The sequence below is a fragment of the Allobosea sp. TND4EK4 genome (assembly GCF_900156025.1).
In the GTDB taxonomy this organism is placed as follows: domain Bacteria; phylum Pseudomonadota; class Alphaproteobacteria; order Rhizobiales; family Beijerinckiaceae; genus Allobosea.
Window position 1 is genome coordinate 275,662 of the sequence record NZ_FTMO01000001.1, and the last position, 24,752, is coordinate 300,413.

20 protein-coding genes are annotated in these 24,752 nt (G+C 68.1%); 11 read left to right on the forward strand and 9 right to left on the reverse strand.

Annotated features, from left to right (window positions below; genetic code table 11):
* The first annotated feature begins 260 nt into the window (after positions 1 to 260).
* The 3 genes from BW981_RS01285 to BW981_RS01295 all read left to right on the forward strand — a co-directional run bounded on the left by BW981_RS01285 (position 261) and on the right by BW981_RS01295 (position 2,655).
* Positions 261 to 1,010, forward strand: a complete 750-nt coding sequence (locus BW981_RS01285; RefSeq protein WP_076435517.1) for a pyridoxine 5'-phosphate synthase — start codon at positions 261 to 263, stop codon at positions 1,008 to 1,010.
* A gap of 9 nt (positions 1,011 to 1,019) precedes the next feature.
* Positions 1,020 to 1,430: a holo-ACP synthase gene (acpS, locus tag BW981_RS01290; protein WP_076435519.1), complete on the forward strand. Its 411-nt coding sequence runs from the start codon at positions 1,020 to 1,022 to the stop codon at positions 1,428 to 1,430.
* A 103-nt stretch (positions 1,431 to 1,533) separates the two neighbouring features.
* On the forward strand, positions 1,534 to 2,655 hold the full coding sequence (locus BW981_RS01295) for a mechanosensitive ion channel family protein (protein WP_076435521.1): 1,122 nt from the start codon (positions 1,534 to 1,536) through the stop codon (positions 2,653 to 2,655).
* Between the two features lie 25 nt (positions 2,656 to 2,680).
* On the opposite strand, the gene aqpZ is transcribed toward BW981_RS01295, so the two are convergent.
* A complete protein-coding gene (aqpZ, locus tag BW981_RS01300; protein ID WP_076435523.1) occupies positions 2,681 to 3,406 on the reverse strand; it encodes an aquaporin Z in 726 nt (241 codons plus the stop codon).
* Between the two features lie 265 nt (positions 3,407 to 3,671).
* On the opposite strand from aqpZ, the gene lepB reads away from it, so the two are divergent.
* The 6 genes from lepB (at position 3,672) to BW981_RS01330 (ending at position 8,100) form a co-directional block, all read left to right on the forward strand.
* Positions 3,672 to 4,439, forward strand: coding sequence for a signal peptidase I (lepB, locus tag BW981_RS01305; RefSeq protein WP_076435526.1), 768 nt, complete (start codon positions 3,672 to 3,674; stop codon positions 4,437 to 4,439).
* A gap of 26 nt (positions 4,440 to 4,465) precedes the next feature.
* Positions 4,466 to 5,167 carry a ribonuclease III gene (rnc, locus tag BW981_RS01310; protein ID WP_076435528.1) on the forward strand — a complete coding sequence of 234 codons (702 nt, stop codon included), beginning with the start codon at positions 4,466 to 4,468 and terminating at the stop codon, positions 5,165 to 5,167.
* On the forward strand, positions 5,160 to 6,071 hold the full coding sequence (era, locus tag BW981_RS01315; RefSeq protein WP_076435530.1) for a GTPase Era: 912 nt from the start codon (positions 5,160 to 5,162) through the stop codon (positions 6,069 to 6,071). Before rnc ends, era begins: the two co-directional genes overlap by 8 nt.
* An 11-nt stretch (positions 6,072 to 6,082) precedes the next feature.
* Complete coding sequence (locus tag BW981_RS01320) at positions 6,083 to 6,628, forward strand: sugar O-acetyltransferase (RefSeq protein WP_076435533.1); 546 nt, start codon at positions 6,083 to 6,085, stop codon at positions 6,626 to 6,628.
* A gap of 109 nt (positions 6,629 to 6,737) precedes the next feature.
* Positions 6,738 to 7,322: an orotate phosphoribosyltransferase gene (pyrE, locus tag BW981_RS01325; RefSeq protein ID WP_076435536.1), complete on the forward strand. Its 585-nt coding sequence runs from the start codon at positions 6,738 to 6,740 to the stop codon at positions 7,320 to 7,322.
* A gap of 145 nt (positions 7,323 to 7,467) precedes the next feature.
* The gene (locus BW981_RS01330; RefSeq protein ID WP_076435539.1) at positions 7,468 to 8,100 is read left to right on the forward strand and encodes a LabA-like NYN domain-containing protein; all 633 of its coding nucleotides are present in this window, start codon (positions 7,468 to 7,470) and stop codon (positions 8,098 to 8,100) included.
* Positions 8,101 to 8,106: 6 nt separating this feature from the next.
* Here BW981_RS01330 and smpB read toward each other — a convergent pair whose 3' ends face one another.
* Genes smpB through dapA form a run of 3 tightly spaced genes read right to left on the reverse strand, consistent with a single transcriptional unit; the run spans position 8,107 to position 10,171 of the window.
* Positions 8,107 to 8,580, reverse strand: coding sequence for an SsrA-binding protein SmpB (gene smpB / locus BW981_RS01335; protein ID WP_076435542.1), 474 nt, complete (start codon positions 8,578 to 8,580; stop codon positions 8,107 to 8,109).
* Positions 8,577 to 9,224 carry an FMN-binding negative transcriptional regulator gene (locus tag BW981_RS01340; RefSeq protein WP_076435544.1) on the reverse strand — a complete coding sequence of 216 codons (648 nt, stop codon included), beginning with the start codon at positions 9,222 to 9,224 and terminating at the stop codon, positions 8,577 to 8,579. The genes smpB and BW981_RS01340 overlap by 4 nt, the downstream gene beginning before the upstream one ends.
* A gap of 53 nt (positions 9,225 to 9,277) precedes the next feature.
* Positions 9,278 to 10,171, reverse strand: a complete 894-nt coding sequence (dapA, locus tag BW981_RS01345; protein WP_076435546.1) for a 4-hydroxy-tetrahydrodipicolinate synthase — start codon at positions 10,169 to 10,171, stop codon at positions 9,278 to 9,280.
* A 169-nt stretch (positions 10,172 to 10,340) separates the two neighbouring features.
* Here dapA and BW981_RS01350 point away from each other — a divergent pair, with 169 nt between their 5' ends.
* Together BW981_RS01350 and BW981_RS01355 are read left to right on the forward strand one after the other, a co-directional pair.
* Positions 10,341 to 12,413, forward strand: a complete 2,073-nt coding sequence (locus tag BW981_RS01350) for a lytic transglycosylase domain-containing protein (RefSeq protein ID WP_076435548.1) — start codon at positions 10,341 to 10,343, stop codon at positions 12,411 to 12,413.
* A gap of 91 nt (positions 12,414 to 12,504) precedes the next feature.
* The gene (locus BW981_RS01355; RefSeq protein WP_076435550.1) at positions 12,505 to 13,398 is read left to right on the forward strand and encodes an alpha/beta fold hydrolase; all 894 of its coding nucleotides are present in this window, start codon (positions 12,505 to 12,507) and stop codon (positions 13,396 to 13,398) included.
* A 14-nt stretch (positions 13,399 to 13,412) separates the two neighbouring features.
* Here BW981_RS01355 and BW981_RS01360 read toward each other — a convergent pair whose 3' ends face one another.
* The 5 genes from BW981_RS01360 to BW981_RS01380 all read right to left on the reverse strand — a co-directional run bounded on the left by BW981_RS01360 (position 13,413) and on the right by BW981_RS01380 (position 24,719).
* Positions 13,413 to 13,892 (reverse strand): hypothetical protein, encoded by a 480-nt coding sequence (locus BW981_RS01360; protein ID WP_076435552.1) that lies wholly within the window; start codon positions 13,890 to 13,892, stop codon positions 13,413 to 13,415.
* A gap of 10 nt (positions 13,893 to 13,902) precedes the next feature.
* Positions 13,903 to 16,221: an OmpA family protein gene (locus tag BW981_RS01365; RefSeq protein ID WP_076435554.1), complete on the reverse strand. Its 2,319-nt coding sequence runs from the start codon at positions 16,219 to 16,221 to the stop codon at positions 13,903 to 13,905.
* Positions 16,222 to 16,609: 388 nt separating this feature from the next.
* Positions 16,610 to 17,926, reverse strand: a complete 1,317-nt coding sequence (locus tag BW981_RS01370; protein WP_076435556.1) for a porin — start codon at positions 17,924 to 17,926, stop codon at positions 16,610 to 16,612.
* A 461-nt stretch (positions 17,927 to 18,387) separates the two neighbouring features.
* Positions 18,388 to 22,707 carry a translocation/assembly module TamB domain-containing protein gene (locus BW981_RS01375; RefSeq protein WP_083712088.1) on the reverse strand — a complete coding sequence of 1,440 codons (4,320 nt, stop codon included), beginning with the start codon at positions 22,705 to 22,707 and terminating at the stop codon, positions 18,388 to 18,390.
* Positions 22,707 to 24,719 (reverse strand): autotransporter assembly complex protein TamA, encoded by a 2,013-nt coding sequence (locus BW981_RS01380; protein WP_076435559.1) that lies wholly within the window; start codon positions 24,717 to 24,719, stop codon positions 22,707 to 22,709. The genes BW981_RS01375 and BW981_RS01380 overlap by 1 nt, the downstream gene beginning before the upstream one ends.
* Positions 24,720 to 24,752: the final 33 nt, after the last annotated feature.

Consider the following 24,752-nt stretch of genomic DNA (forward strand, 5'->3'; position numbering starts at 1 on the left):
CAAGTCCTGCCGAGCCATGGAAAGGGGAGCCCGGTTACGATTTTCTTGGAGGGCGACGACTTCGTCCGATCGCGGTTAGCAAATCGCCAAGGCCACGGCTTGCATCTGCCGGGCCTTTTTGCGCCAAGTCCTTGGGGAGCATCGGCCATACCGGAGGCGCGATTGAGCGGACGCGCGGGTTTGGCTATCCACGAGGCACAACGATGCTGCACGCCCCCCGGCGGGCGGCCTCGCGTCGCGCGACTTTGAAGGGGGCAGGGATGGCCGAACGGCTGCGTCTGGGCATCAACATCGATCACGTGGCGACCGTGCGCAATGCACGCGGCGGCGCCCTGCCCGATCCGGTGCGGGCCGCGCATCTAGCGATCGCGGCCGGGGCCGACGGCATCACCGCGCATCTGCGCGAGGACCGGCGCCACATCCGCGATGCGGACATGGAGCGGCTGGCGCGCGAACTGACCAAACCGCTCAATTTCGAAATGGGAGCGACCGACGAGATGATCGCCCTTGCCGAGCGGCTGGGGCCCCATGCGGCCTGCCTCGTGCCCGAGAAGCGCGAGGAGCGCACGACCGAAGGCGGGCTCGACGTGGTGGGGCAGCGGGAGCATCTCGCCCCGCGCATCGCACGCCTGAAAGCGGCGGGCTGCCGCGTCTCGCTCTTCATCGAGCCGGACAAGGCGCCGATCGCGATGGCGGCCGAACTCGGCGCGCCCGTCATCGAGCTGCATACCGGAAGCTGGTGCGAGGCGCTGGCGCATGGCGAGGCCGAAAAGGCGCAGGCCGAATTCGAGCGTCTGCGCAGCGGGGCGGCCCTTGGGGCTTCGCTCGGGCTCGAGGTCCATGCCGGCCACGGCCTCGATTTCGACAGCGCGCGGAGGCTGGCGCGCGTGCCCGAATTCGTCGAGTTCAACATCGGCCATTTCCTCGTCGGCGAAGCGATCTTCATCGGCCTGGAGGCTGCGATTAGACAGATGCGCAAAGCGATGGACGAGGGCCGCGCCAGCACTTAAGCCGGACCCATGATCCTCGGCATCGGCTCCGACCTCTGCGACATCACGCGGATCCAGCAATCGCTCGACCGCTTCGGCGAGCGCTTCACCCACCGGATCTTCACCGAGGGTGAGCGCGCGAAATCCGACCGGCGCTCGACGCGTGCAGCCTCCTATGCCCGCCGCTTCGCGGCCAAGGAGGCCTGCTCCAAGGCACTGGGGACGGGCCTGCGCGCCGGCGTGTTCTGGCGCGACATGGAGGTCGTCAACCTGCCCGGCGGGCGCCCAACGATGCGCCTGACAGGCGGCGCGGCCGAGAAGCTCAAGGCGATGACGCCGGCCGGGCATGAAGCCTTCGTCCATGTCTCGCTGACGGACGACCCGCCGATGGCGCAGGCCTTCGTCGTCATCGAGGCGCGGCCCCTGACTGGCTGCCGCTAGGAGGCCGTCTCATCCTCGCCGCATCGGCTCTCTAAGGTTGGCATCGAACCGCAGCGCTGCTTTCGCGTTGCATCATCGTTCCAAAAGCTGAGAGGAGGATGGCTTGAGCGCAGCAGCGCAGGTCAATCTTTGGCTCGATCAGCATCTCGGATTCGTGCCGGCCTGGCTGGCGAGCCTCGCGATCCTGGCGGTGGCGGTCGGGGCCGGCTTGTTGATCCACCGCATCGTCTTCCGGCTGGCGAGCCGCCTCGTCAGCCGATGGGACCTGTTCTGGCGCTCGCTCATCGCCCGAACCGAAGGGCCGACGCGCTTCGTCACGCTCGCGATCGCCTTGTCCTTCGGCGCCAGCGTCGCCCCGCTCACCGACATGCAGACCAGTCTCCTGCGGCACTCCCTGCTGCTCGGCTTCATCGGCCTGGCCGGATGGATCGCCAAGACGGCCCTGCATGTCTGGACGACGGTCTATCTGCGGCGCTTCAAGCTCGATGCGGACGACAACCTGCTGGCGCGCAAGCACGTCACCCAGACGCGCATTCTCAAGCGCATCGGCGAGGTGCTGATCGTCATGCTCGTCGTCTCGACGATGCTGATGACCTTCGACAATGTCCGGCAATATGGCGTCAGCCTCCTGGCCTCCGCCGGCGCCGCAGGCCTCGTCGCCGCCCTGGCGCTGCAACCTGTGCTGAAGAACATCTTCGCCGGCATCCAGCTCGCGGTCACACAGCCGATCCGCATCGACGACGCACTGCTGGTCGAGGGCGAATGGGGCAATGTCGAGGAGATCACCTCGACCTATGTCGTCATGCGCCTGTGGGACTGGCGCCGCCTGATCCTGCCTCTGTCCTACTTCATCGAAAAGCCGTTCCAGAACTGGACCCGCGACAGCGCCTCGCTCATCGGCACGGTGATGATCTATCTCGACCACCGCGCGCCGGTGGACCTCATCCGTGCCAAGGTGGCGGAGATCGCCGCGGCGTCGAGCATCTGGGACGGCCAGGTCGCTGTGGTCCAGGTGACCGATTTCCGCGAGCATGTGATGGAGGTCCGCGTCCTCGCCAGCGCGCGCACGGCGGGGCGCGCCTTCGATTTGCGCTGCGAGGTCCGCGAGAAGCTGGTCGCCTTCCTGCAGCGCGAACACCCCTACGCGCTGCCGCGTCTGCGGATGCAGCCCGGCGAGCGCGATGAGCGGCAGCAGCGGACGGATCTGGCCCTCGCTGCGGAATAGCCGCGAACCTGCCGGATGATGACCGTCACTCTGCCGGCTGGCTTCCGGTGACGAGACCCTCCGGCTCCTCGCTGAGCCAGCGGTAGAGGATGCCGCCCAGCGCGCCGCCGATCAGCGGGGCGACCCAGAACAGCCAGAGCTGGCCGAGAGCCCAGCCGCCGGCGAACAGCGCCGGACCCGTGCTGCGGGCCGGATTGACCGAGGTGTTGGTCACCGGGATGCTGACGAGGTGGATCAGCGCCAGCCCGAGCCCGATGGCGAGCGGAGCAAAGCCGGCGGGCGCCTTGCCATGCGTGGAGCCCATGATGATGAACAGGAACATCATGGTCATCACCACCTCCATCAGGAAGGCCGAGACGAGGCTGTATTTTCCGGGAGAATGGTCGCCATAGCCGTTCGAGGCGAAGCCGCCGGCGAGATCGAAGCCCGGCGCCCCGCGCGCGATGATGTAGAGCAGCGCGGCGCCTGCAACCGCGCCGACCACCTGCGCAACGATGTAGGGCAGGATCTGCCCTGCCGGAAAGCGACCGCCGGCGGCCAGACCGACCGTCACGGCCGGATTGAGATGGCAGCCCGAGACATGGCCGATCGCATAGGCCATGGTCACGACAGTCAGGCCAAAGGCGAGCGACACGCCGAGCAGGCCGATGCCCACATTGGGAAACCCGGCGGCGATGACCGCGCTCCCGCACCCTGCGAAAGTAAGCCAGAAGGTCCCCAGGGCTTCAGCGGCGTATTTCCTTGCATTCATAACCTGATCCCCCCGGTTAAATATTGAGCAACCTGCGCCTCCGCCACGATTCCGTCAATATTGGGCCCGGCATGGACGCGTGCCATGTCAGCGATCTGTCGATCGGCGCCGCCGCGGAATCGCCACCAACCCGCCGGATGATTGCCGGGCACGCGATAACAGGCTAGATCGCCCGAGCTGACGCAGCCTGGCGATCTATTCCTTTGGCAAAGCATCGCCCGATGCTGTAGACCGCGCGCCGGATCGCAGTCCAAGGAGCGCCCGCGTGGCCAACGACGTCGACACGAAATCCAAGCCGGCCAAGGACGAGGGCGGCATCCTGGAGACGATCAAGGTCGTCGTCCAGGCGCTCCTGATCGCGCTCGTCATCCGCACGCTGCTGTTCCAGCCCTTCAACATCCCATCCGGCTCGCTGATCCCGACGCTGCTGATCGGCGATTATCTGTTCGTGTCGAAATACACCTACGGCTATTCGCGCTACTCGATCCCGTTCGGGCCGCCTGTGATGTCGGGCCGCGTCTGGGCCGCCGAGCCCAAGCGGGGCGACATTGCGGTCTTCAAGCTGCCAAGCGACAATTCGACCGACTACATCAAGCGCGTCATCGGCCTGCCCGGCGACCGCATCCAGATGATCGACGGCATCCTCAACATCAACGGCCAGCCGGTAAAGCGCGAGCGCATCGCGGACTACACGACGACGGATAATTGGGGGCGCAACGCCCCGGTTATCCGCTATGTCGAGACGCTGCCCAATGGGGTGAAGCATGAGATCATCGAGCGCGAGGGCGACACCGGCACCTTCGACAACACCCAGGTCTTCGTCGTGCCGCCGGGCCACTTCTTCATGATGGGCGACAACCGCGACAACTCGCTGGATTCGCGCGACCGCAGCGTCGGCTACGTGCCGTTCGAGAACTTCGTCGGCCGGGCCGAGATCATCTTCTTCTCGATCGACGAAGGCGCATCGGCCTGGAAGATCTGGGAATGGCCGTATACGGTTCGCTGGAACCGGATCTTCAGCACCATCAAGTGAGCAAGCCGAACGCAACTGGGCGCACCATGCCCGACATCGCGCGGCTCGAGGCCATCCTCGAGCACCGCTTCGCCGACGCCTCGCTGCTGGCGACGGCGCTCACCCATATGAGCGCCGAGGGCTCGCGGCTCGCCACCTATCAGCGGCTCGAATTCCTGGGCGACCGGGTGCTCGGCCTGTCCATCGCCGACATGCTGTTCCGCCGCTATCCCCTGGCGGAGGAGGGCAATCTCTCGCGGCGCCTGGCGGATCTCGTACGCAAGGAAACCTGCGCCGAGGTTGCGCAGGCCTGGAACCTCGGCCAGTTCATGCGGCTGGGCGAAGGCGAGATCCTCGGCGGCGCCCGCAAGAACAAGGCGATCCTCGCCGATGCCTGCGAGGCGGTGATCGGCGCGGTGTTCATGGATGGCGGCTACGATAAGGCTCGCGGCCTCGTCGAGCGCGCCTTCGGCGAGCGCCTGCTGAAGCCGGCCCGCCCCCTGCGCGACGCCAAGACCGCGTTGCAGGAATGGGCACAGGGCGAAGGTTATCCGACGCCGACCTATAGCGAGCGCGGCCGCTCGGGCCCGGACCATGCTCCGGTCTTCGTCGTGGCGGCCAAGATCACGGGGCTGCCTGACGCCGAAGGGCGCGGCCTCTCGAAGCGGCTGGCGGAGCAGGCGGCGGCCGAGGCCTTCCTGCGACGACTCGGCCTTTGGAACGAAAGCCCGGAAGGCGAGAATGTCTGACATCAAAGAGCCGACGCGCTGCGGATTCGTCGCGCTGATCGGCGCCCCAAATGCCGGCAAGTCGACGCTGCTGAACCAGCTCGTCGGCGCCAAGATTTCCATCGTCTCCCGCAAGGTCCAGACGACGCGCACACAGGTCCGTGGCATCGCGCTCTCGGGCGCTGCGCAGATCATCTTCGTCGACACGCCGGGCATCTTCGCGCCCAAGCGCCGGCTCGACCGCGCCATGGTGACCAGCGCCTGGGGCGGTGCGACGGATGCCGACCTGATCGGCGTGCTGATCGACGTCGCGCGCTTCGACCACGAGGAGAACACCGTGCTGCTGGAGAAGCTCGCCGAGCTGAAGCAGCCGAAGTTCCTGATCCTCAACAAGATCGATACCGTGCCGAAGGAGAAACTGCTCGAGATCACCGCCAAGGTGAACGAGCGCTCGACCTTCGAGACGACCTTCATGGTCGCGGCGCTGACCGGGTACGGGGTCAAGGACATCCTGACCTGGCTGGAAAAGCGGCTGCCGCCCGGTCCCTGGCTCTATCCGGAGGACCAGATCTCCGACGCGCCGCTGCGCTTCCTCGCCGCCGAGATCACCCGCGAGAAAATCTTCGAGCGGCTGCATGACGAATTGCCCTACCGCTCGACCGTCGAGACCGAGAGCTGGCAGCAGAAGCCGGACGGCTCGGTGCGCATCGAGCAGACGATCTATGTCGAGCGCGAGGGCCAGCGGAAGATCGTGCTCGGCGAAGGCGGCCAGACGATCAAGGCCATCGGCCAGAAGGCGCGCATCGAGATTTCCGAGGCGGCCGAGGCCAAGGTCCACCTCTTCCTGTTCGTGAAGGTGCGCGAGAACTGGAGCGACGATCCTGAGCGCTATCGCGAGATGGGGCTGGATTTCCCGAAGGGCTGAGCGGCCGAGCGATGCCCAGCGAAAAGCAGAAGATGCTCGCCGGCGCGCTCTACCGGGCGGATGACCCGGAACTCGTGGCCGACAACCGCCGGATCGGCGATTGGATGGCCCGCTTCAATGCCACGACGGCGCGGCCGCAGGATCGCGACCCGCTGCTGCGCGAGGCCTTCGGCCATGTCGGCCGAGATGTCACCATCCGCCCGCCCTTCCATTGCGACTACGGCTACAACATCAACCTCGGCGATGGCGTCTTCCTGAACTTCAACTGCGTGATCCTCGACGTCGTCGCGGTCACCATCGGGGACGGCACGCAGATCGGGCCTGGCGTGCAGATCCTGACCGCCGACCACCCGCGCGATCCGCAGGCGCGCCGGGAGATGCTCGAATTCGGGCGGCCGATCGCGATCGGCCGCAATGTCTGGATCGGCGGCGGCGCGATCATCCTGCCGGGCGTGACGATCGGCGACGATGCCATCATCGGTGCCGGGAGCGTCGTGACCCGCGACGTTCCGGCCGGCCGCACAGCGGTCGGAAATCCCGCGCGCCTGCGGCCCTGATCCCGCCTCCGGCTGTTGAGCGCTGGCCGATCCGGCATCTCCAGCCTTGCCACAGCGACCAAACCGCCGCAAAGACGCGGGCGTTTGTCCGAACGCTGGAGACGCCCCCATGACCCATGACGAGGTTCTTGCCGAATTCCGCGATGCGGGGGCGCTGCTGGAGGGGCATTTCATCCTGTCTTCGGGCCGGCGCAGCCCCATCTTCCTGCAGAAGATGTTCATCTTCCAGGACCCGGTGCGGACCGAGCGCCTCTGCAAGGCGCTCGCGGCGAAGATCGAAGCGCAGTTCGGCACCGTGGATTATGTCGTTTCGCCGGCCGTGGGCGGAATCGTTCCCGGCTACGAGACGGCTCGCCATCTCAAGGCCAAGGCGGTCTTCGTCGAACGCGAGAACGGCGAGTTCAGGCTGCGCCGCGGCTTTGCCATTCCGAAGGGCGCCCGCACCGTCATGGTCGAGGACATCGTGACCACGGGACTGTCCTCTCGCGAGTGCCTTGCCTCCGTCGCCGACCAGCCTGGCACGATGCTGGGCGCAGCCTGCCTCGTCGACCGCTCGGCCGGCCGCGTCGATCTCGGCGTGCCCCTGGTCAGCCTCGTTCAGATGGACATTCCGGATTACGCGCCGGACGCCCTCCCCCCCGAACTGGCCGCGATTCCCGCGATCAAGCCCGGCAGCCGCGGGCTTGGCGCCTGACGATCAGCCTGCCGAGGCTGCGGCGAGCGGCCGCAGCCCCGGCAACGACTGGATCAATTTCGACCACCAATTGACATTGTCCGGGCGCGAATCCAGCCCATTTTGACTGTTCAGTGACAATTCGATTTCAGCAGGAGTTATTGCCATGACGGTCGCGCCGCGCATTGCGCTCTTCATCGACGGCGCCAATCTCTACGCCACTTCGAAGCAACTCGGCTTCGACATGGACTATCGCCGGCTGCTGCGGGAGTTCCAGAGCCGTGGCAACCTGATCCGGGCCTTCTATTTCACGACGCTGGTCGAGAGTGAGGAGTATTCGTCGATCCGGCCGCTGGTGGATTGGCTCGACTACAACGGCTACCGCGTCATCACCAAGGCAGCGAAGGAGTTCACCGACGCCACCGGCCGGCGCCGGATCAAGGGCAATATGGACATCGAGCTGGCGATCGAGATGCTGGAACTCGCCTCGCATCTGGACCAGATCTATCTGTTCTCCGGCGACGGTGATTTCCGGCCATTGGTCGAGGCGGTGCAGCGCAAGGGCGTGAAGGTCTCCGTCGTCTCGACGATCTCGACCAACCCGCCGATGGTCTCCGACGAGCTCCGCCGCCAGTGCGACGAATTCGTCGATCTCGCCCAGCTCATGCAGAAGGTCGGGCGCGATCCGGCTGAGCGCAACGCTCGCAGCGCCGCGGCAGGCGCTCCGGTGACGCCGGGCAATCCGGGGCTGGAGCGTCGCTACGGGATCCGGCAGGGCGACGAGCCTGCTGTGGACTGAAGGCCCCTACCCGCCGCTTTTCAGCAGCCGCTGCTTATCGCGGTTCCAGTCGCGCTCTTTCTCGGTCTCGCGCTTGTCGTGCAGCTTCTTGCCCTTGCCGAGGCCGAGTTCGACCTTCGCCCGGCCACGGTCGTTGAAATAGACCTTGAGCGGGATCAGGGCCATGCCCTCGCGCTGGACCGCACCCATCAGCTTGTTGATCTCGCGGCGGTGGAGCAGCAGCTTGCGGGGGCGCCGCACCTCGTGGTTGAAGCGGTTCGCCTCGAGATATTCCGGGATATGGGCGTTGAACAGGAAGAGCTCGGTGCCCATCGGCCCGGCATAGCTCTCGCCGATCGTGGCCTTGCCGCCGCGCAGGGACTTGATCTCGGTGCCCTGCAGCGCGATGCCGGCCTCGAGCGTTTCCTTGATCTCGTAGTTGAAGCGCGCCTTGCGGTTGTCGGCAGCGAGCCGATAGCGGGCGGGATCAGGCTTCTTCATGCTGTGCCGTTGAATCCGTGCTGCTTGACCAGGGCCGCCATGGCCTGAGAATCCGATTCAGTCTCGGCGCTCAAGCCGTTGAGAACGCCGAGCTTATCGTCCTCCCGGCGGTTCTGGCTCAGTTTGAACTTGCCGAGGATCGAGGCGATCTCGACTTCGATGCCGACGATGCCGCGGGCCTGCGCGGCGATGAAGGGCTCAGGCGCATCCGTGACCGCCCAGGGCTCCGCGCGCGGTGCCTCCTGCTGGCGCGTCAGCGATTCAAGCTGGGCGCGCAACCAAGCTGGGTCCTCGATCGCGCGGGCCGGACCACGGACCTGCACCGTCACGTAGTTCCAGGTCGGCACGACCTTGCCGGTCTCCTGCTTGGTCGCATACCAGGCGGGCGTCACGTAGCGCTCGACGCCGGTGAAGACCACCAGCGTCTCGGCCCCGGCTGCGATCGCCTTCCATTGCGCGTTCGGCCGCGCGAGATGAGCACGCAGCACGCCGTTCACGCCCTCCTCCGCGTGCAGCACGAAGGGCACGGGGTTGGCGATGAGCCCGCCCTCGCCGGCTGTCACCAGCGTGGCCAGCGGATGCTGGCGGATGATCGCGTGCAACTGCTCGCGATCCTCGACCTTGAAATGGCTGGGCTCGTACATGCCCGGTTCTCCCTGGCTTCCGGCCGGGCGAACCGGGCGGACAGGATGTCTACTTAAGCATTCAACAGGCCGGCGAACACCATGGCGTCGCGGATGACCTTGCCGGTCGCGGGCGTCACCGGGAGCAGTGGCAGGCGGACCTCTTCCTCGATGCGGCCGAGCAGAGTCAGCCCGTGCTTGGCGCCTGCCAGACCCGGCTCCTTGAAGATCGCGTCATGCAGAGGCACGAGACGGTCCTGCACCTTCAGCGCCTGCGCGTAGTCGCCCTTCAGAGCCGCTTCCATGAGGTCGGCGCAGAGACGGGGCGCGACATTGGCGACCACCGAAATGCAGCCATGGCCGCCGGCCGCCATATAGGCAAGCGCCGTCATGTCCTCGCCCGAGAGCTGGATGAAATCCGGCCCCATGGCGTGGCGCTGCTGCGAGACGCGGGCGAGATTGGCGGTGGCGTCCTTCACGCCGGCGATGTTCTTCAGCTCGTAGAGCCGCGCCATCGTCTCGACCGACATGTCCACCACCGAGCGGGGCGGGATATTGTAGATGATGATCGGGATGCCGACCGCGTCGTTCACCGCCTTGAAGTGCTGATACATGCCCTCCTGGGTGGGCTTGTTGTAATAGGGCGTGACCACGAGCACGGCCTGCGCCCCCGCCTTCTCGGCATGGACGGCAAGATCGATCGCCTCGATCGTGTTGTTGGAGCCGGCGCCGGCGATGACGGGAACGCGGCCCCTCGCCTGGTCGAGCACGATCTCGACGACGCGCTTGTGCTCGTCATGCGACAGCGTCGGGCTCTCGCCCGTGGTGCCGACGGGGACGAGCCCGCTCGAGCCGCTTTCGACGTGCCAGTCGACCAAGGCACGCAATGCCTGCTCGTCCACCTCGCCGGCTTTGAAAGGCGTGACCAGAGCGGGCAGCGAGCCGGTAAAGGCAATGTGCTTGGTCATTGGGCGGTCCTGGAGGCGAGAATGCGGGTGGAGGGCCGTCACACATAAACCGTCGTTTCGCCGAGGCAAAGCCGAAAGCCCGTGAAAATCCGTGAGGTTCATGGTTAAGCCTTCCTCAACCTCCCTCCCCGACCATCGCCCGATGACAGCACGAACATGGAGCCTCGCCATGGCCGCGCCTGCACCCCGGCTGTTCGGCCTGCTGCTTCCGGCGCTGCTCGCGGCGACGGCACCGCACGCGGCCGACGATGTCGCGCTCGCCGATGCGCCGCGGCAGGCGGTGGCCGTCGATGTCGAGGTCACAGGCTCGCTGCCGCTCTATCCGGGCCGCGCCGTCCGGAGAGACGAAGCCCTGGATCTCGGGGCGATGCGCTCCGCCATAGCCGCCTATCGCCGCGGCGCGCTGTCGGAAGGCGATGCGGCGGCGGGGCCGATCGCCGACACCGAGGCCCGGGCCCTGCTCGAATGGATCGCCATCCACACCAATGCAGGCCGCATCCCCTTCGCCCGGATCGACGCCTTTCTGAAGGCTCATCGGGACCATCCGGCGGTCAACCGCTTCCGGCGCCGGGCCGAGGAAGCCCTGCTTTCGGAAAAGAAGAGCGCGCCGGTGGTGCGGGACTTCTTCCAGTGCCGGCAGCCGCTCTCCCCGGCCGGGCGCATCGCCTTGGCGGCGGCGCTGAAGGCGGAGGGCAAGGCCGACGAGGCGCTCGCCCTCGCCCGCCGGAGCTGGCGCAAGGACGTGCTCAGCGTTCCGCTCGAGAAAATCGTTCTGGCGCAGTTCGGAGACGCGCTGACGCCGGACGACCACCGCCTGCGCACGGAGCGCCTGCTCTTCCGGCAGAACGGAGTGGCGTCACGGCGCAGCGCCGTGCGTGTCTCGGCCGATTACGCGAAGCTCGCGACGCTTCGCCTCGCCAGCGCCAAGGCGCGCGCGCCGCTGTCCGACACGCTGATCGAGAAGCTGCCGGCCGCGCTGCGCGGCGAGCTCTCCTTCGCCTTCCTGCAAGCGCAGAATGCCCGCCGCGCCGACAGGCTGGACGATGCGGTGAAGGCGATGGCCAAGGCGCCGCGCGACCCGGAGCTTCTCGGCGACGGCGATGGCTGGTGGGAGGAGCGCCGCATGCTCGCGCGCAAGCTGCTCGACGCCGGCAAAGCGCCGGAGGCCTATCAGGTCGCGGCCGGGCATGGAGCGGAGGACGCACCGGAGCGGGTCGAGGCCGAATGGTACGCGGGGTTCATCGCCCTGCGCTTCCTCGGTGAGCCGCGGCCGGCGCTGGCGCACTTCGAGGCCGCCGCGGCGATCGCCGCGACGCCGATCTCGGTCGCCCGCGCCGCCTATTGGCAGGGCCTGGCCCATGGGGCGCTCGGCCGGGACGAGGAGTCGAACGCCGCCTTTGGCCGCGCGGCGGAGCAGCCGGTCGCCTATTACGGGCAACTGGGCCGTGCGAGGCTCGGCCTGCCCGATCTGCCGCTCCGCCTCGGCGACGCCAGCCGCTTCGAGACGCTGCCCGGCCATCGCGGACTGCGCCTGCTGTATCGGCTGGGCGAAAGGAACCTCGCCGGCGTGATGCTCGCCGACCTGGCGCAACGCCTGCCGACCACGGAAGGGCTCGAGGCGCTCGCCGCCATCGCCTGGCGGGAGGCCGATGCACGCACGCTGGTGATGGTCGGCAAGACCGGACTTCAGCGGGGCTTTCCACTCGATGCAGCCGCCTATCCCACCCATGGCGTGCCCGAGTTCGATGTGCTCGGCGACCCGATGGAGCGGGCGATTGTCCATGCCATCGCCCGGCAGGAAAGCGCCTTCGACCCGACGGCGATGTCGCATGCCGGTGCCCGCGGGCTGATGCAGATGATGCCCGCGACGGCCCGCGAAACGGCAAGGCGCGCCGGCCTGCCCTTCGACTGGCAGAAGCTGGGGCAGGACCCGCTCTATGCCGCCCGGATGGGCGCCGCCCATCTCAACGACCTGCTGAAGGAATGGCGCGGCTCCTACATCCTCACCTTCGCCGCCTACAACGCCGGCTCGCCGAACGTGAAGAAATGGGTCGCGGCCTACGGCGATCCACGCGAGCCGGGGGTGGATGCCGTCGACTGGGTCGAGCGCATCCCCTTCTCCGAAACCCGCAATTATGTGCAGCGGGTGATGGAGAACCTCCAGATCTACCGCCAGCGCCTGAACCAGCGGACGGCCTATCTGATCGACCACGACCTGAAGCGGGGCGGACGGCGGGACTGACGCCCGCTGTTCCTCACACGGATCTCGCAGAAAGTGGATTCCGCTTCTCGGGCCGATGCTCTAGCTTCGTCGCGACCCCACCGAGTACCCGATGTCGCCCGAAACCGATTTCACCTCACGCTTCACCCGCGCTTCGGACGGGCTGAGGCTGCATTGGCGCGACTACGGGCCGCTCGCTTCAACGGCGATGCCCATCGTCTGCCTGCCGGGGCTGGCGCGGACGTCGGCGGATTTTCACGAAGTGGCGCTGGCCTTCGCGCAGGACGAGGCGAAGCCGCGGCGGGTGCTGGCACTCGACTACCGTGGCCGTGGCCTTTCCGACTACGATCGCGACTGGAAGAACTACGACATCCGGGTCGAGCTCGATGACCTGATGCAGGTGCTCGTCGCCAGCGGGACGGAGCGCGCCGTCTTCATCGGCACCTCGCGAGGCGGGCTCCTCACCATGGCGCTCGCCACGGCGCGCCCGGCGGTCATCAAGGGCGCCGTGCTGAACGATGTCGGGCCCGTGATCGACGCCCGCGGATTGCTGCGCATCCGCGGCTATGTCGGCAAGCTGCCGGTTCCGCGCAGCTTTCCGGAAGGGGCCGAGATTCTGAAGCGCCTGTCGGACCAGCATTTCCCCGCGCTCGGCGAGGCGGAATGGGAGGTGATGGCACGCCGCACCTGGACCGATCGCGACGGGCCCTTGCGGCCGGACTACGACATCCGGCTGATGAAGGGGTTGGAGGCGCTCGATCTCGAGGCACCGCTCCCCGTGCTGTGGCCGTATTTCGACGCGCTGAAGGCGGTGCCGCTGCTGGCGATCCGCGGCGCCAATTCGGACCTGCTTGCCGGCGAGACGCTGCAGGCGATGGCAGAACGCCACCCCGACTGCGAGACGCATACGGTGGCCGGCCAGGGCCATGCGCCCCTCCTCGGGGCCAGGGACATCATCCGCCGCATCGGCAAGCTGGTGGCCCGGGCGGAGCGTCTGGCCGGCTGACCGTGGCCCGGCCTTCAGCCCTTCGGCTTGCGCCGCCTGCCCGGGGCCGGCTTCGTGTCGGGCTCCGCCGGGGCGGTCCCGGCTGCCGGAGCTTCCATGGTCGGGACCTTGACCAGCTCATTCTCGACCGGCTGTTCTTTGGTGGATTCGCTCACGGCGGGCTCGTTCACAGCCGGCTGCGGTGCCTCGGCGGGCTGTGCGCTGCGCGGGGCCGGCTTCGCCAGCGCCATCGAGCCTGACAGGGCGCCGATCGCACAGCCGAGCCAGTAGGCGGCCACGAACAGCAGCGCTGTCTCGATCCAGCTGGCGAGCCTGCCATTGACCAGTTGGAACCAGGCCAGCGCCGCCCCGATGCCCCAGAGCGCGGCGACCCAAGTCCAGGCCGGGCTCCAGAACCTGGCCTTCCGGCTGCTCTGCGCCACCCAACCCATGATGCAGCCCAGCCCGAGGGCGGCGAGGAGGAACCAGGCAAACTGACCGGCGAGATAGAGCATGAGCGGCTCCTTATTTCGCGATGGTGAACTGCACGCGGCGGTTCATCTCGCGGGACTGGGGCGCGCCATGCGGCAGCAGCGGGCGGGTCGTGCCATAGCCTTTCACCGCGAGGCTGGCCGGATCGATCCCACGACGCGCCAGCTCGTCGCGCACGCGCTGGGCGCGGCGCAGCGAGAGCTCGCGATTGTCGAAGCCGCGCCATTCCCCGTCGCGATTGGCGTGGCCCTCGATCGTGACCTGCGAGCCCGGGCACTTCTGGAGGATCGTCGTCGCAGCCGCGATGACCCGCTCCGTCGTCGGATCGAGCGTCACCGCCGCGACGCCTTGCGCGAAGAGCACCGGGTTCTGCTTCGTCAGCCCGTCGAGATCGTTCTGGCAACTCGCCGGGGGGTCGAGGACACAGCCGGTCTGGCGCGGGCTCACCGTGACGCTGGCAGTGAACCCGGCCGGCAGGCCGGTCCGCTCGCTCGTCTCGACCTCGCTGGCGATCAGTTCCCGGCAGGTCAGGCCTCGGAGCGTGACCTGCCCGTCGCGGATCGTTGCGGAGCCGATATCGAGACGCAGCAGATCGGCAAGGACCGCCCTTGCGGCCTCGGCGAAACCGGCTGGTGCGCCGGGCGCCACCAAGGCCTCGTCCTCGACCTTGCCGGCGAGGGGCGAGTCCGCGATGACAGCCCGCAACGCCGTACGGGCAGCCTCGTCAGGGAGGGAGCCCGTGATCCGGACGCCGCTGCGATCGGCCACGAGCGACAGCTCATAGGGCCGGACCGGCACAGCTTCCGCGGCCGAGGCGAGCTTCAGCCCGTCGGGTGGCGCGGCCAAGGCCTGCCGAAACGCCTGCCAGGCCCCCGCATCCGCGGCCTCTGCCGTGATCGAGAGTGCGCCATCCCGGATCTCGGCGCGGCCCGCCTGCAGCTTCGACAGAGCGTTCAGCGCATAGAGGGCCGATGCCGCGGTTCCGCCCCCGGCAGATGGAGCAGCCAGCGTCATCCCATCCTCGACCGCCCGTCTCGGAAAGAGCCGTTCCGCCCCATCGAGGATCGCTGCGCGTGCTGCTTCATCCGCGATCGTCCCCTTCAAGAGCAGCCGGTCCTGCCCGAGTTCGGCCGACCATGGCTCGACGGGCACGGGGGCCGCGGCTGGGGAGGCCACGGCTGGGAGGGCCACGGCTGGGAGGGCCACGGCTGGGGCCTGCGCCTCCTGAGGGGCAGGCGCCTGTGCCGGCTGGGCGCCGGGAAGCACGTCGTTCAGGATCAGATCCGGCATCTCGGGCAGCGGCGGCATGACCGGATCTGGCGGCGGTGCCGGCGGGCAATCGATGGCGACCCGGGCGACGGAGTCCGGTCCGTCCTGCTGCGCGATCTGCACCTTCAAGGCTTCGCAAGCGGCATGGTCGTCAGGGCCCCTGCCCGAAAGCGTATAGACGTCGCCTTCGATCGCGGCCTTGCCCTCGATCAAGCGCGCGAGATCGCGCGCCGCCCGCGCCGCTTTCTCGAGAAAGGCCGCGGGCGCTCCGGCGCCAGGCTTTGTCTCGTCCATGACGGTCGCCGGTGGCGGGAGGCTGACCCGGACCGTCGCGAGCAGTTTCTCCCGCGTTTCCCGATCCGGATAAAACCCCCGCATCGTCAGCCCCGAGGCGGCGTTCCGTTCCAGGCTCCAGCGATAAGGCGCGACGGTCGGCGGCTTCAGATCGCAAGCCACCGCATTGAAGCCGGGCGAGACCCGGCTTTCGGTCAGTGCCAGGAAATCCTCCGAGCTGCGCGCCGTCCCCTCGATGCAGAAGCGGCGGTCGTCGAGCGAGATCCGTCCGGTTTCGAGTTTCGGCAGTGTCGCGATGATGCCCTTGGCGGCGACGGCGAAGCCGTCCGGCGCGCCGAAGGCAACGCTTTGTCGATCATCGACCCTGACGCCGGGCAGGGCCTCCCGGGCCGCGGCGACATTGGCATCGGCCGTCTCGGCGTCGGGCACGAAGCCGCCGAGCGTGACCGTGCCGGGCTGGCGGCTCGCGAACCAGGAATAAGGCTTCTGGGCGACGACCTGCGAGAGTCCGCCGAGGACACGGCGGACCCCGGTCTCGCTGCGCAACCGCGTCATCGCCTTGGAGGCGCCATCCGCCGAGAGGACTTCGCCGCTGATGGTGACGTCACGGCCGACGACCTGCGCGAAGGCCGGGCGAGCGCCTGGGGTCGCGCCGGCCTCCGCCTGAACCGCGGCCTCGGCGCGGCGCGCGACATCCCGCTCGACGCGCTGGCCGAGCAGAAGATTGCCGGAGCCCCACAGCAAGGCGAGCGGAACAAGCCCCCAGAGCCACCGTGCGGGTTGCGACATGTCTCGCCTCGCTTCTCGCCCGCGTCCTGAATCGGCGCCGGTGAGCGGATTTCAATCAACAGCCTGTCGCGGTGATTTTCAACGGGTTGTGAGCGGTACCGAAGAAGAAGATTCAAGCGCTCTCAACGAGATCGCCCGCGGGCAGCCTTTTACGGCTCCGCCATACCGACCCTGGGCCTTCGGCGGCAAATGGCGCGCCTGCGGGCAGGACTTGCTCGGACGCCGACAGCGCCGCCGTCCGCCAGGCGGGAGCGAGCCCATTCGGAGGCCGCTGGCCTAGCCCGGCCATCGTGGACATCCGCCGCCTTTCGCGTGCGGAACGGAGGTCGTCGAAACAAAAAAAAGCCCCGGGTTTCCCCGGGGCTTCCGACTAGGATCGGAGAACCGATCAGAAGTCGCGCTGGATGCGCAGACGGCCCGAGAAGGAGTCGTCCGACTTGATCAGAACGCCCGGGCGACCAGCGGCCGCAACGAAGTTCTTGACCTTGGCGTTGGCGTAGAGGACCTCGACGCCGATGTCGAGGCCGGCAACCGGCGACCAGATCAGGTTCGAACCGAGGCGCCATTCGGTCGGGTCGAGGCCGATCGCGTTCACAGCGCCGATGCCGTTGGCGTAGTCGAGCTTCGAGTACGAACCATACACGGCCTGACGGATCGTGGGGGTCCAGTAGTGCAGGAAGCCGGCGGTCAGGGCGTAGCCCTTGGTCAGCTTGATCGAACCATTGACGTTGGTGTTGACGTCCGAGTTCGTGATCAGGAGACGACCGACGTTGGTGTTGGCACCCCAGGTCGAGCCGGCCGAGTTGCCGCCGTAACCGAGATAGGAGATGCCGCCTTCAGCGTAAGCAGCCTGCAGCCAGAGCTCGTCGCCAGCGGCGAGCATGGGCAGGCTGATCTTCACGCCGCCCTGGATGGCGAAGCCCATCTTGTCGCCCGTGCCGACGCCGAAGGTGCCGACCGTCTTGCGCTGGAAGATGGCGCCCGACAGCTGAGCCGAGCCCCAGCCCTGGGTGAGGTTGAGCGAACCGACCAGATCCGGATAGTCCGAACCAGCCTGAACGAAGTTGCCGTTGGCAACGCGATGCTCGTTGGAGTCTTCCAGAGCGATCGTGGCCGAGAAGCCCGAGCCGAAGGTCGCGGTGTAGGCGAGCAGGTTGACGACGTTGTCCGAGCCGCGGATCGGGCCGTAGTTCAGCGCGTCGGCGTAGAAGTCGAAGAACGACTGCGAACGACCGGCGGTGATCGGACCGAACTGGATGAAGGCGCGATCGAGGCCAACCGAGGTGCCGCCAGCGCCGCCGGCGGTAGCGGTGAACTGCGAGCCGGTCGAGTTCACGCCCTGGCCGTACGAGCCGTTCGAGATCGTGGTGTCGACGCGGACGAAGGTACGCAGCGTGCCGTAGGCAGTCTGGTTGCGAGCGTCGACGTAGATACGGCCGCGAGCGCGCATGCCGTACTGGTCCTGCGTGTCGACGCCGATGCCGTTGAACTTCTGCTGAACGAGATACTCAGCGCGGACGCGGCCGCCGATGCGGAGGCAGGTATCCGTGCCGGGGATGTAGAAGAAGCCTGCGCCGAAGGCGGAGCAGACGCGAACGTACTCGACCGGAGCGGCCTTCCGCGAGGGAAGGTCGGCGGCCTGAGCCCCGGCGACCGCGGCGATGCCGGCGGCGGAACCGAGGAGGAGGCTCTTAACGAGCTTCATGTGGTAACCTCCAAAAGAGTTTCGAGACCCTCGGGCTTCGGCCTGCCCCCTGCCCCAGACTTTCAGCCTGATTGCAGAACCTGCCTGTTCCCGGCCTTTCGCCCGCGTCCCTGACCCAATTCAGAGGCGAAGACGAAAAACAGCGACCGGGAACGTCCCGACGCATCACCACCATACGAAAGCCGCCCGGCCGATCAACCAAGAACGGCCTCCGTGGGGCCCCGCTGGGATGGTTTGGAAATCGGTGTTGCAGGCGAGACACGCTTTGAGGGCCGAAATTTACGCCTCGTTAACGAACTCGCGCCCCTCGCGGCCCATGACAGGGCGACTTTTCGCGGAATCACCCGCGGCAGCTGCGAAAATCCGGGCGAAACCCGCCTGCCGGCTGAATGGATTTGCCCCCGATTCTGCCAGGGGGCGTCTGAGGGCACCCCGAGTGCCCGAACCGGCGACGGCCGATTCTAGTATTCCCACTCGGCGCCGATGCCGACTGCGGCGCTGCCATCCGCGCCGGTCTCGGCCTGCAGCTTGAGGCGCTTGGTCACGTCGATCCCGACCGAGACGCCGCTGTCCTCGGGCCGGGCGCCGACCTTCACGCCAACAGTGATGTTGTCGCTGATGTAGCGCGAGGCCCCGACGGTCGGGCCGCCCTCCCCCATCTGGATGTCGAGATTGTCGACCCCCAGCGATTTGCGCAGGCGTTCAAAGGTGTCGTCGCCGCCACCACCGGCGAACTGCGCCGCCGCCTGCGCCAGCTGGACGGCCTGGAAGGGAGAGAGCGAGCCGGAGGCGCGGGCGAAAAGCAGGCGCGACAGCACCTCGTCCTGCGGCAGTTGCGGCTCGGAGGTGAAGGCGAAGCTCGGCTGGTCGGCCGGACCGGTGACGAGGATCTTCGCCGTCACATCGGCCGCACGGGATTCGGCCACGAAATCGAGCTGCGGGATCACGCCTCCGGCGAAGGTGATGCGCCCGCGGCTGAAATCGAGCCGCTGGGTCAGGACGTTGAGTCGTCCACGCCTCAGCTCGAAACCGCCGTCGAGAGCCGGTGCCGCGAGCGTGCCGCCGACGCGCAGTTCGCCGCCTAGCTCGGCATCGATACCGCGACCGCGCACGAAGACGCGAGCCGGCGCGGAAACGGTCAGCGCCAGAGCGGCGTCGAAGGCCGGCGCGGCGCGACCGCGTTTGCCGCGCGCCTGCGCCGCCTTGCGGGTTGCGGCGAGGCGGGCGGCAGCCGTTCCGCGCGCATGGACGTGCTTGATGCCGTCCACCGGGCGCAAGGTTGAGGGCAGCCTGTCGGGAACCGTCACCTCCAGCGAAGCGACGTCGATGCGCCCGCTGACGCGAGGGCGTTGGGCCAGCGGGCCGCTGATCTGGAGATCAAGGCCGGCGACGGCCGAGACGAGCCCGCTATCCACGATCTGGGCACGGGTGCCGCGAATGCGGATATCTCCGGGAAATCCCGCGGCAGGATCGACCGCGACACGGCCGCTGGCCGAGATGCTGCCGCCGTTCGGCGTTGCGGCCGAGGCGCTCTCGATCGTGAGGTTGTCACCGTTCGCGACCACGCGTGCGGCAATGGCGCTGAGCTTCACGCCCTGCAGCGCGTCGGTGAAACTGCCCCCGGAGAGCGTGGCGGCGCCCGTCAACCGGGGCGACGATGCCGTGCCGGCCGCGCTCATGTCGATCGCCACGGATCCGGTGACACGCTGCCCGTTGACGCTGAGGAGCGGATTGGCGAGCGCAGCATCGACCCGCCCCTGCGCGACGAGGTCGAGCGCCCCCGCGGCAGAGAGCGGAGCGGTGCCGCGGAGGGTGAGGTTGGCGCCGCGGCCGGCGTTCACGGTGGCCTGGACGCTCGCAGCGTCGCCCCTGAAGGCGCCCTCCGCCGCGATCTGGACCGGCGGCAAGCCGGCCTGGCGGGTTTCGGGCGTCACCAGATCGGCGACCTTGAGGCTCCACGGACCTGTCAGGGCGCCCGGCCTGCCCTGCACGGCCGCCTGTGCGTTCAACGTGCCGGCGAGATCGAGGCTGGGCGCGAAGATACGCGCGGCGGAGAGCGGGACGTCGCGGGCGGCAAAGCGCAGATCGAGCGCCTCGCCCGCCTTGCCTTCGAGCGAGACCTGGCCGCGATCGATGCGCAGCGCGAGGCCAGAGATCTCCAGGCCGGAAGACGGGAAGCTCAGCGTGGCCGGATTGGCGAGCGTGATCGCCCGCGCGTCGCGGCGGGCATCGAAGCCGGCGATCTCGAGCTTCAGCGGCTCGCCGGGAATCAGGCGCCCATTGCTCTTGAGCGCGAAGCCCCGCGCATTGGCCGAAAGGGTGAAGGCACTGGCGTCGGCAGCGCCCCTCGATTCGAAGCGGATGGCGCTAAAGGTTTCGCCAGCGGCAACCGCCCGGTCGATCGCGACATTCGCGTCCAGCATCGGGCGACCATAGACGTCGCGGGCGGCGGCGGTCGCGTCGAGCCGGTCGATCGCGATGGAGGGGCCGGCGAGCCTGCTGCCACGTGCGGTCAGATCGATGTTCTGGCGGCCCTCCGGCGTCGAGAGCGCCACGGTCGCGTCGAGCTGGCCGCCGAGCCTGGTCAGTGCGAGCGCCGAGAGGTCGTCGAGGTCGCGGGCGGCGAGCGTGAGGTTGCCGGCGGCGCGGTTCGCGGGGTCAAGCGTCAGGGCGCCGTTCAGACGCACCGTGCCGATGGACAGGTCGAGCTGCGAGAGGTTCCAGCCATCGTCGGGCTGCCGGGAGAGCGCGACGGTGCCTGTCGCGGCCTTCCGGTCGACCTCGCCGGTCAGGCTCAGACGCGAATCGAGGGCGCCCTGAAGATCCTTGGCGATCGCATCGATGGTCAGGCGCGGGATCGGCCGGCCCAGGGCGGTGGCGTTCGCGACGGCGATGCGTGCCGTTGCGTCCAGCCTGGCGAGGGGGCCGGTGATCGTGGCGTCGATGTTTCCCCGGCCCGACAGCCGCGCATCGGCACGCTTCAGATCGGGCAGGTCGAGCGCGAGCTTCAGATTGGAGGCGTTCTGGCCGAGCGGGCCGTCCGCGGTGAAGGTCGCATGCCGGCCGCCGAGGCGCAGTCCGCTCACGGCGTAATCGCCTCCGACCAGGCCGATCTTGCCCGCAAGGCTGAGATCGCCGGCAAGCAACCGGTCGAGGCTGTCCTGCCCGGTCGAGAGACGGTCGCCCTTGCCGTTCAGCGTGGCGCTGTAGGCGTTGGTGCGGGGCACGGCGTCGAGATCGGCCGTAAGTTCCGCGCGGCCCCCGAGCGGGCGCTGGGCCAGGCCGCTGAGGCGCGCCAGATCCGGCAGAACAGCCTTGAGCTGGCCGAGAATGCGCGACCGGCCGAGCTTGCCGCGGTAATCCAGGGCCACGCCCGACATGGCAAGTCGCAGGGTCTCGAAATCAGCCGTGCCGTCGTCATTGCCGGTGCCGCGCAGGGTGAACGTCACCTTGTCGCCGACGGCCTTCGCCAGAGCCGCATCGGCGAGCGCGATGCCGGAAGCCTCGCCGTCCGAGGTCAACGCGATCCGCGTTCCGGCCTGGCCGATGGTGCCGCTCGGCGTGGCGTCAAAGGTCAGGCCGACGTTGCCGAAGCGACCCGCCGGGAGGCTGGCATCCTGCATGTCCAGCTTTGCGACGACAGTCGGACCGTCCACCGGCCCCTTGATCGTCGCATCGAAGGCGAGCTTGCCGATCTCGGTGCCGGAAGCGACGGTCTTGCCTTCGACATTGGGGCGGGAGGCCGCGACGACACGCATGTCCAGCATCTTGTCAGCGCCGTAGCGGCCTCCGACGTCGAGCCGCGCCAGAGCCGAGACCAGAGCGAGGTTGCGGATGTCGATGCCGCCGGCATCCGCGAAGGCGACGGCTCCGTCCAGCCGGGTCGAGCCGGCGAAGACCGGCGCGACGGGCGCCGGCATCAGCCCCTCGATCCGTGCGTCGAGAGCCAGAGTGAGCTCCCGCTCGCCGCCGGTGCGAGCGACGGTCGCGGTTCCGTCGGCGCCGATCGTCGGGCCAGCGGTGAAGGTCAGCGTGGAACGGAACGAGTCGAGCGGCCCGTCTCCGGTCAGGTCGAGCTTGACCGGCGGTTCTCCGGGCAGCCCTGCGACCTTGGAGATCAGGCCTCCGGCCGGCTCGTCCAGCTTGGCGGCGAGCTGCAGCCGGCTGTTCTCCGGCACGAAGGAGAGATTGACGTTGAAGCTGCCGCCCTGGTCGAGACGGCGCGCCTCGAAACGCAGATCGAGGCCTTCGGTCGGCGGGCCCAGCCGGGCCGCGCCATTGGCAGCAAGGCGGGCCGCCGTGCCGAGCACGGCCTCGCCGAGCGCCAGTTCGTTGAGCTGGAAGGCCCGCACGATGACGCGCAGCGGCAGCTCCGGCAGAATCGGCTCGTCGGCCGTGGGCGTCGTGGCGGGCTGGCGCACCGGCTTGCGGAGGATGTCGAGTCTGCCGATCTCCAGCCGGTCTACATCCAGCCGCCGCAGCAACAATGCGCTGCGGGTCCAGACGAGGCGGACGCGGTCGAGCCGCAGCCAAGGGCCGTCGCGATCGGAGAGGACGATGTCGCGAATCTCGACGTCCGAGGAGAGCGCGCCGTTGACCTCGCCGATCGAGACCTGGCTGCTGTCGCTGGAGAGCGCCTTCGAGATCAGGTCCGCGACGACGCCGCGGTCGGTCTGCGCATTCTGGGCAAGGCCGCCGAAATGGGCCGAGGCGAAGAAGCCCGCTGTCAGCAGCAGCGCGAAAAGAACGAAGCGGGGAAGGGTGAGCAGGCGGCGCGTCATCAGAAGGCCTGCCCGATGCTGACATAGAGCGCGACGGGCTTGTCGCCCTTGCGCGGATTGAGCGGCGCGGCGAGATCCACGCGGATGGGGCCGATCGAGGTGTAGTAGCGGAAGCCCAGGCCCGCCGCCATCTGCAGCTTCTGCTTGCCGTCAGGCAAAGCCGCCGCATAGGCGGTGCCGGCATCGAAGAAGGGCACGATGCCGATCGTGTCGGTGATCTTGATGCGGGCTTCGGCCGAGAATTCGAGCAGGCTGCGCCCGCCGGTCAGCTGGCCGAAGGGGCCGAGCGGCGAGAGCGTGCGGTACGCGTAGCCGCGCACCGAGCCGCCGCCGCCGGCATAGAAGCGGCGGGTTGACGGAATGTCGTCGAGGCTCGCGCCGGAAATCGAACCAAAGCCGACACGGCCAGCCAGGATGTAGCGGGCGTCCTCGTCGAGGGCGTAATAGGCCGAGAGCGACGCCTTGCCCTGAAACAGGCCGACGCTGGAGCCCAGGAAGGTCGGATAGGGCGTGACCGAGGCCGTGGCACGGAAGCCGCGCGTCGGATCGAGCAGGCTGTCGGTCGAATCGTATTTCACCGAGAGCGGGATGCCGACGAGGGTGTAGTCCACCTGGCCGAGCACGTCGCTGGTCTGGCCGCGCTCGTATTCGATACCGGCCTGAACGGAGAAGGTGTCGCTGAAGCGGCGCTGGATCGCCGTGGTGATGTTGCCGTAGCGGGCGGTATAGCCGCCATAGCGGGTGGTGCCGACACGCTCGCGCGTCGCGACGCCGTCGAGCAGCCAGTCATAGCGGCTGCCGCCCAGCGCCGGCTTCAGGAAGGAGAAGCCGAACCGGCCGCCGATGTCCGATTCCTTGAAGTCGCCGATTTCCTTGATCTTGGTGCCGTCGATGCGCGGTGCGAGGAAGACGCTGCCTTCCAGCCGCAGGCGCTCGGCGCCGCCAAACAGGTTGCGGTGCTCCCAGTAGGTCTTCACCGCCGGGCCGTCGATGGTCGAGTAGCGCGCGGAAAAGCCGAAAAGCCGCTTGGGACGCTCGGTCACCTCGACGAAGATCGGCAGGTTGCCGGCCCCGTCCAACGTTTCGCTCTCGCGGATGCGGACCGAGCCGACGGCGGGAATCGTCGCGATCGATTTGCGCGTATCGGTCAGCGCCTTCGGCGAATAGGGATCGCCCGGCTCAAGATAGATGAAGGAGCGGACCACCTGAGGCGGGATCTCATCGGTCTTGCCGACGGTCACCTCGCCGAAGCCGGCGCGCGGGCCGGGATCGATCTCATAGGTCACGTCCATGATGCCGGCCGCATGGTCGACGACCGGGCGCAGCGCGACGACCTTGGCGAGCGGCCTCGATTGAGCCCGCATATAGTCGACCAGCGCCGCCTGGGCCGCGCGAAGCGAGGCGGAGGTCGCGGGCTCGCCCGGCTTGAGCCGGGAGACCTTCTCGGGGTCCGTCACGACCTTCGGGCCGGGTTCCTCGTGCTCGACGACTGCGATGTTGCGGAAGCCGAAAACCTTGCCGGGGCGCACCGCGACGACAATCGGCACGGCGTCGCGATTGCGATGCGTCTCGAGCTGCCGGATCAGGGTCGCATTCGGCTCGGCCCCGACCTTGAGCGAGACGCCATCCACCACCAGCGCGACATCGGCGTTGAAATAGCCCTGCGACCAGAGCGCATCGACCAGAGGGTTGAGATCGGTCGCCATGCGGCGCGCCAGCGTCTCTCCATCCGGCGGCGCGTCCTGGCGCAGACGGTAGAGCAGCGAGGCATCCTGCAGGCTGCGCGTCAGCGCCTTGGCGTCGTCGGCGTCGCCGAGCTCGAAATCGAGCTTGTAGGGCAGCGTCGAGGCGCTGGGCGCCGGCGGCTCATCCTTCTTGGTGAACAGGCCGAAGACATCCAGCGACGACAGATCGAAGGCCCTGGCCGGATCGGCCTGCAGGCACATAAGCGTGACGAACGCATAGCCGCCGCTCAGCGCGACGGTCCGGCTCGCCCTCCGCCAGAACCGCATCCAGCCTCCAACACCCCCCGCCACCATAAAACG

Bases quoted from the DNA above. Each gene is read 5' to 3' on its own strand.
- BW981_RS01285 (WP_076435517.1), top strand. From the start codon at position 261: ATGGCCGAACGGCTGCGTCTGGGCATCAACATCGATCACGTGGCGACC.
- acpS (WP_076435519.1), top strand. From the start codon at position 1,020: ATGATCCTCGGCATCGGCTCCGACCTCTGCGACATCACGCGGATCCAG.
- aqpZ (WP_076435523.1), bottom strand. From the start codon at position 3,406: ATGAATGCAAGGAAATACGCCGCTGAAGCCCTGGGGACCTTCTGGCTT.
- rnc (WP_076435528.1), top strand. From the start codon at position 4,466: ATGCCCGACATCGCGCGGCTCGAGGCCATCCTCGAGCACCGCTTCGCC.
- era (WP_076435530.1), top strand. From the start codon at position 5,160: ATGTCTGACATCAAAGAGCCGACGCGCTGCGGATTCGTCGCGCTGATC.
- BW981_RS01320 (WP_076435533.1), top strand. From the start codon at position 6,083: ATGCCCAGCGAAAAGCAGAAGATGCTCGCCGGCGCGCTCTACCGGGCG.
- pyrE (WP_076435536.1), top strand. From the start codon at position 6,738: ATGACCCATGACGAGGTTCTTGCCGAATTCCGCGATGCGGGGGCGCTG.
- BW981_RS01330 (WP_076435539.1), top strand. From the start codon at position 7,468: ATGACGGTCGCGCCGCGCATTGCGCTCTTCATCGACGGCGCCAATCTC.
- smpB (WP_076435542.1), bottom strand. From the start codon at position 8,580: ATGAAGAAGCCTGATCCCGCCCGCTATCGGCTCGCTGCCGACAACCGC.
- BW981_RS01340 (WP_076435544.1), bottom strand. From the start codon at position 9,224: ATGTACGAGCCCAGCCATTTCAAGGTCGAGGATCGCGAGCAGTTGCAC.
- dapA (WP_076435546.1), bottom strand. From the start codon at position 10,171: ATGACCAAGCACATTGCCTTTACCGGCTCGCTGCCCGCTCTGGTCACG.
- BW981_RS01350 (WP_076435548.1), top strand. From the start codon at position 10,341: ATGGCCGCGCCTGCACCCCGGCTGTTCGGCCTGCTGCTTCCGGCGCTG.
- BW981_RS01355 (WP_076435550.1), top strand. From the start codon at position 12,505: ATGTCGCCCGAAACCGATTTCACCTCACGCTTCACCCGCGCTTCGGAC.
- BW981_RS01360 (WP_076435552.1), bottom strand. From the start codon at position 13,892: ATGCTCTATCTCGCCGGTCAGTTTGCCTGGTTCCTCCTCGCCGCCCTC.
- BW981_RS01365 (WP_076435554.1), bottom strand. From the start codon at position 16,221: ATGTCGCAACCCGCACGGTGGCTCTGGGGGCTTGTTCCGCTCGCCTTG.
- BW981_RS01370 (WP_076435556.1), bottom strand. From the start codon at position 17,926: ATGAAGCTCGTTAAGAGCCTCCTCCTCGGTTCCGCCGCCGGCATCGCC.
- BW981_RS01375 (WP_083712088.1), bottom strand. From the start codon at position 22,707: ATGACGCGCCGCCTGCTCACCCTTCCCCGCTTCGTTCTTTTCGCGCTG.
- BW981_RS01380 (WP_076435559.1), bottom strand. From the start codon at position 24,719: ATGCGGTTCTGGCGGAGGGCGAGCCGGACCGTCGCGCTGAGCGGCGGC.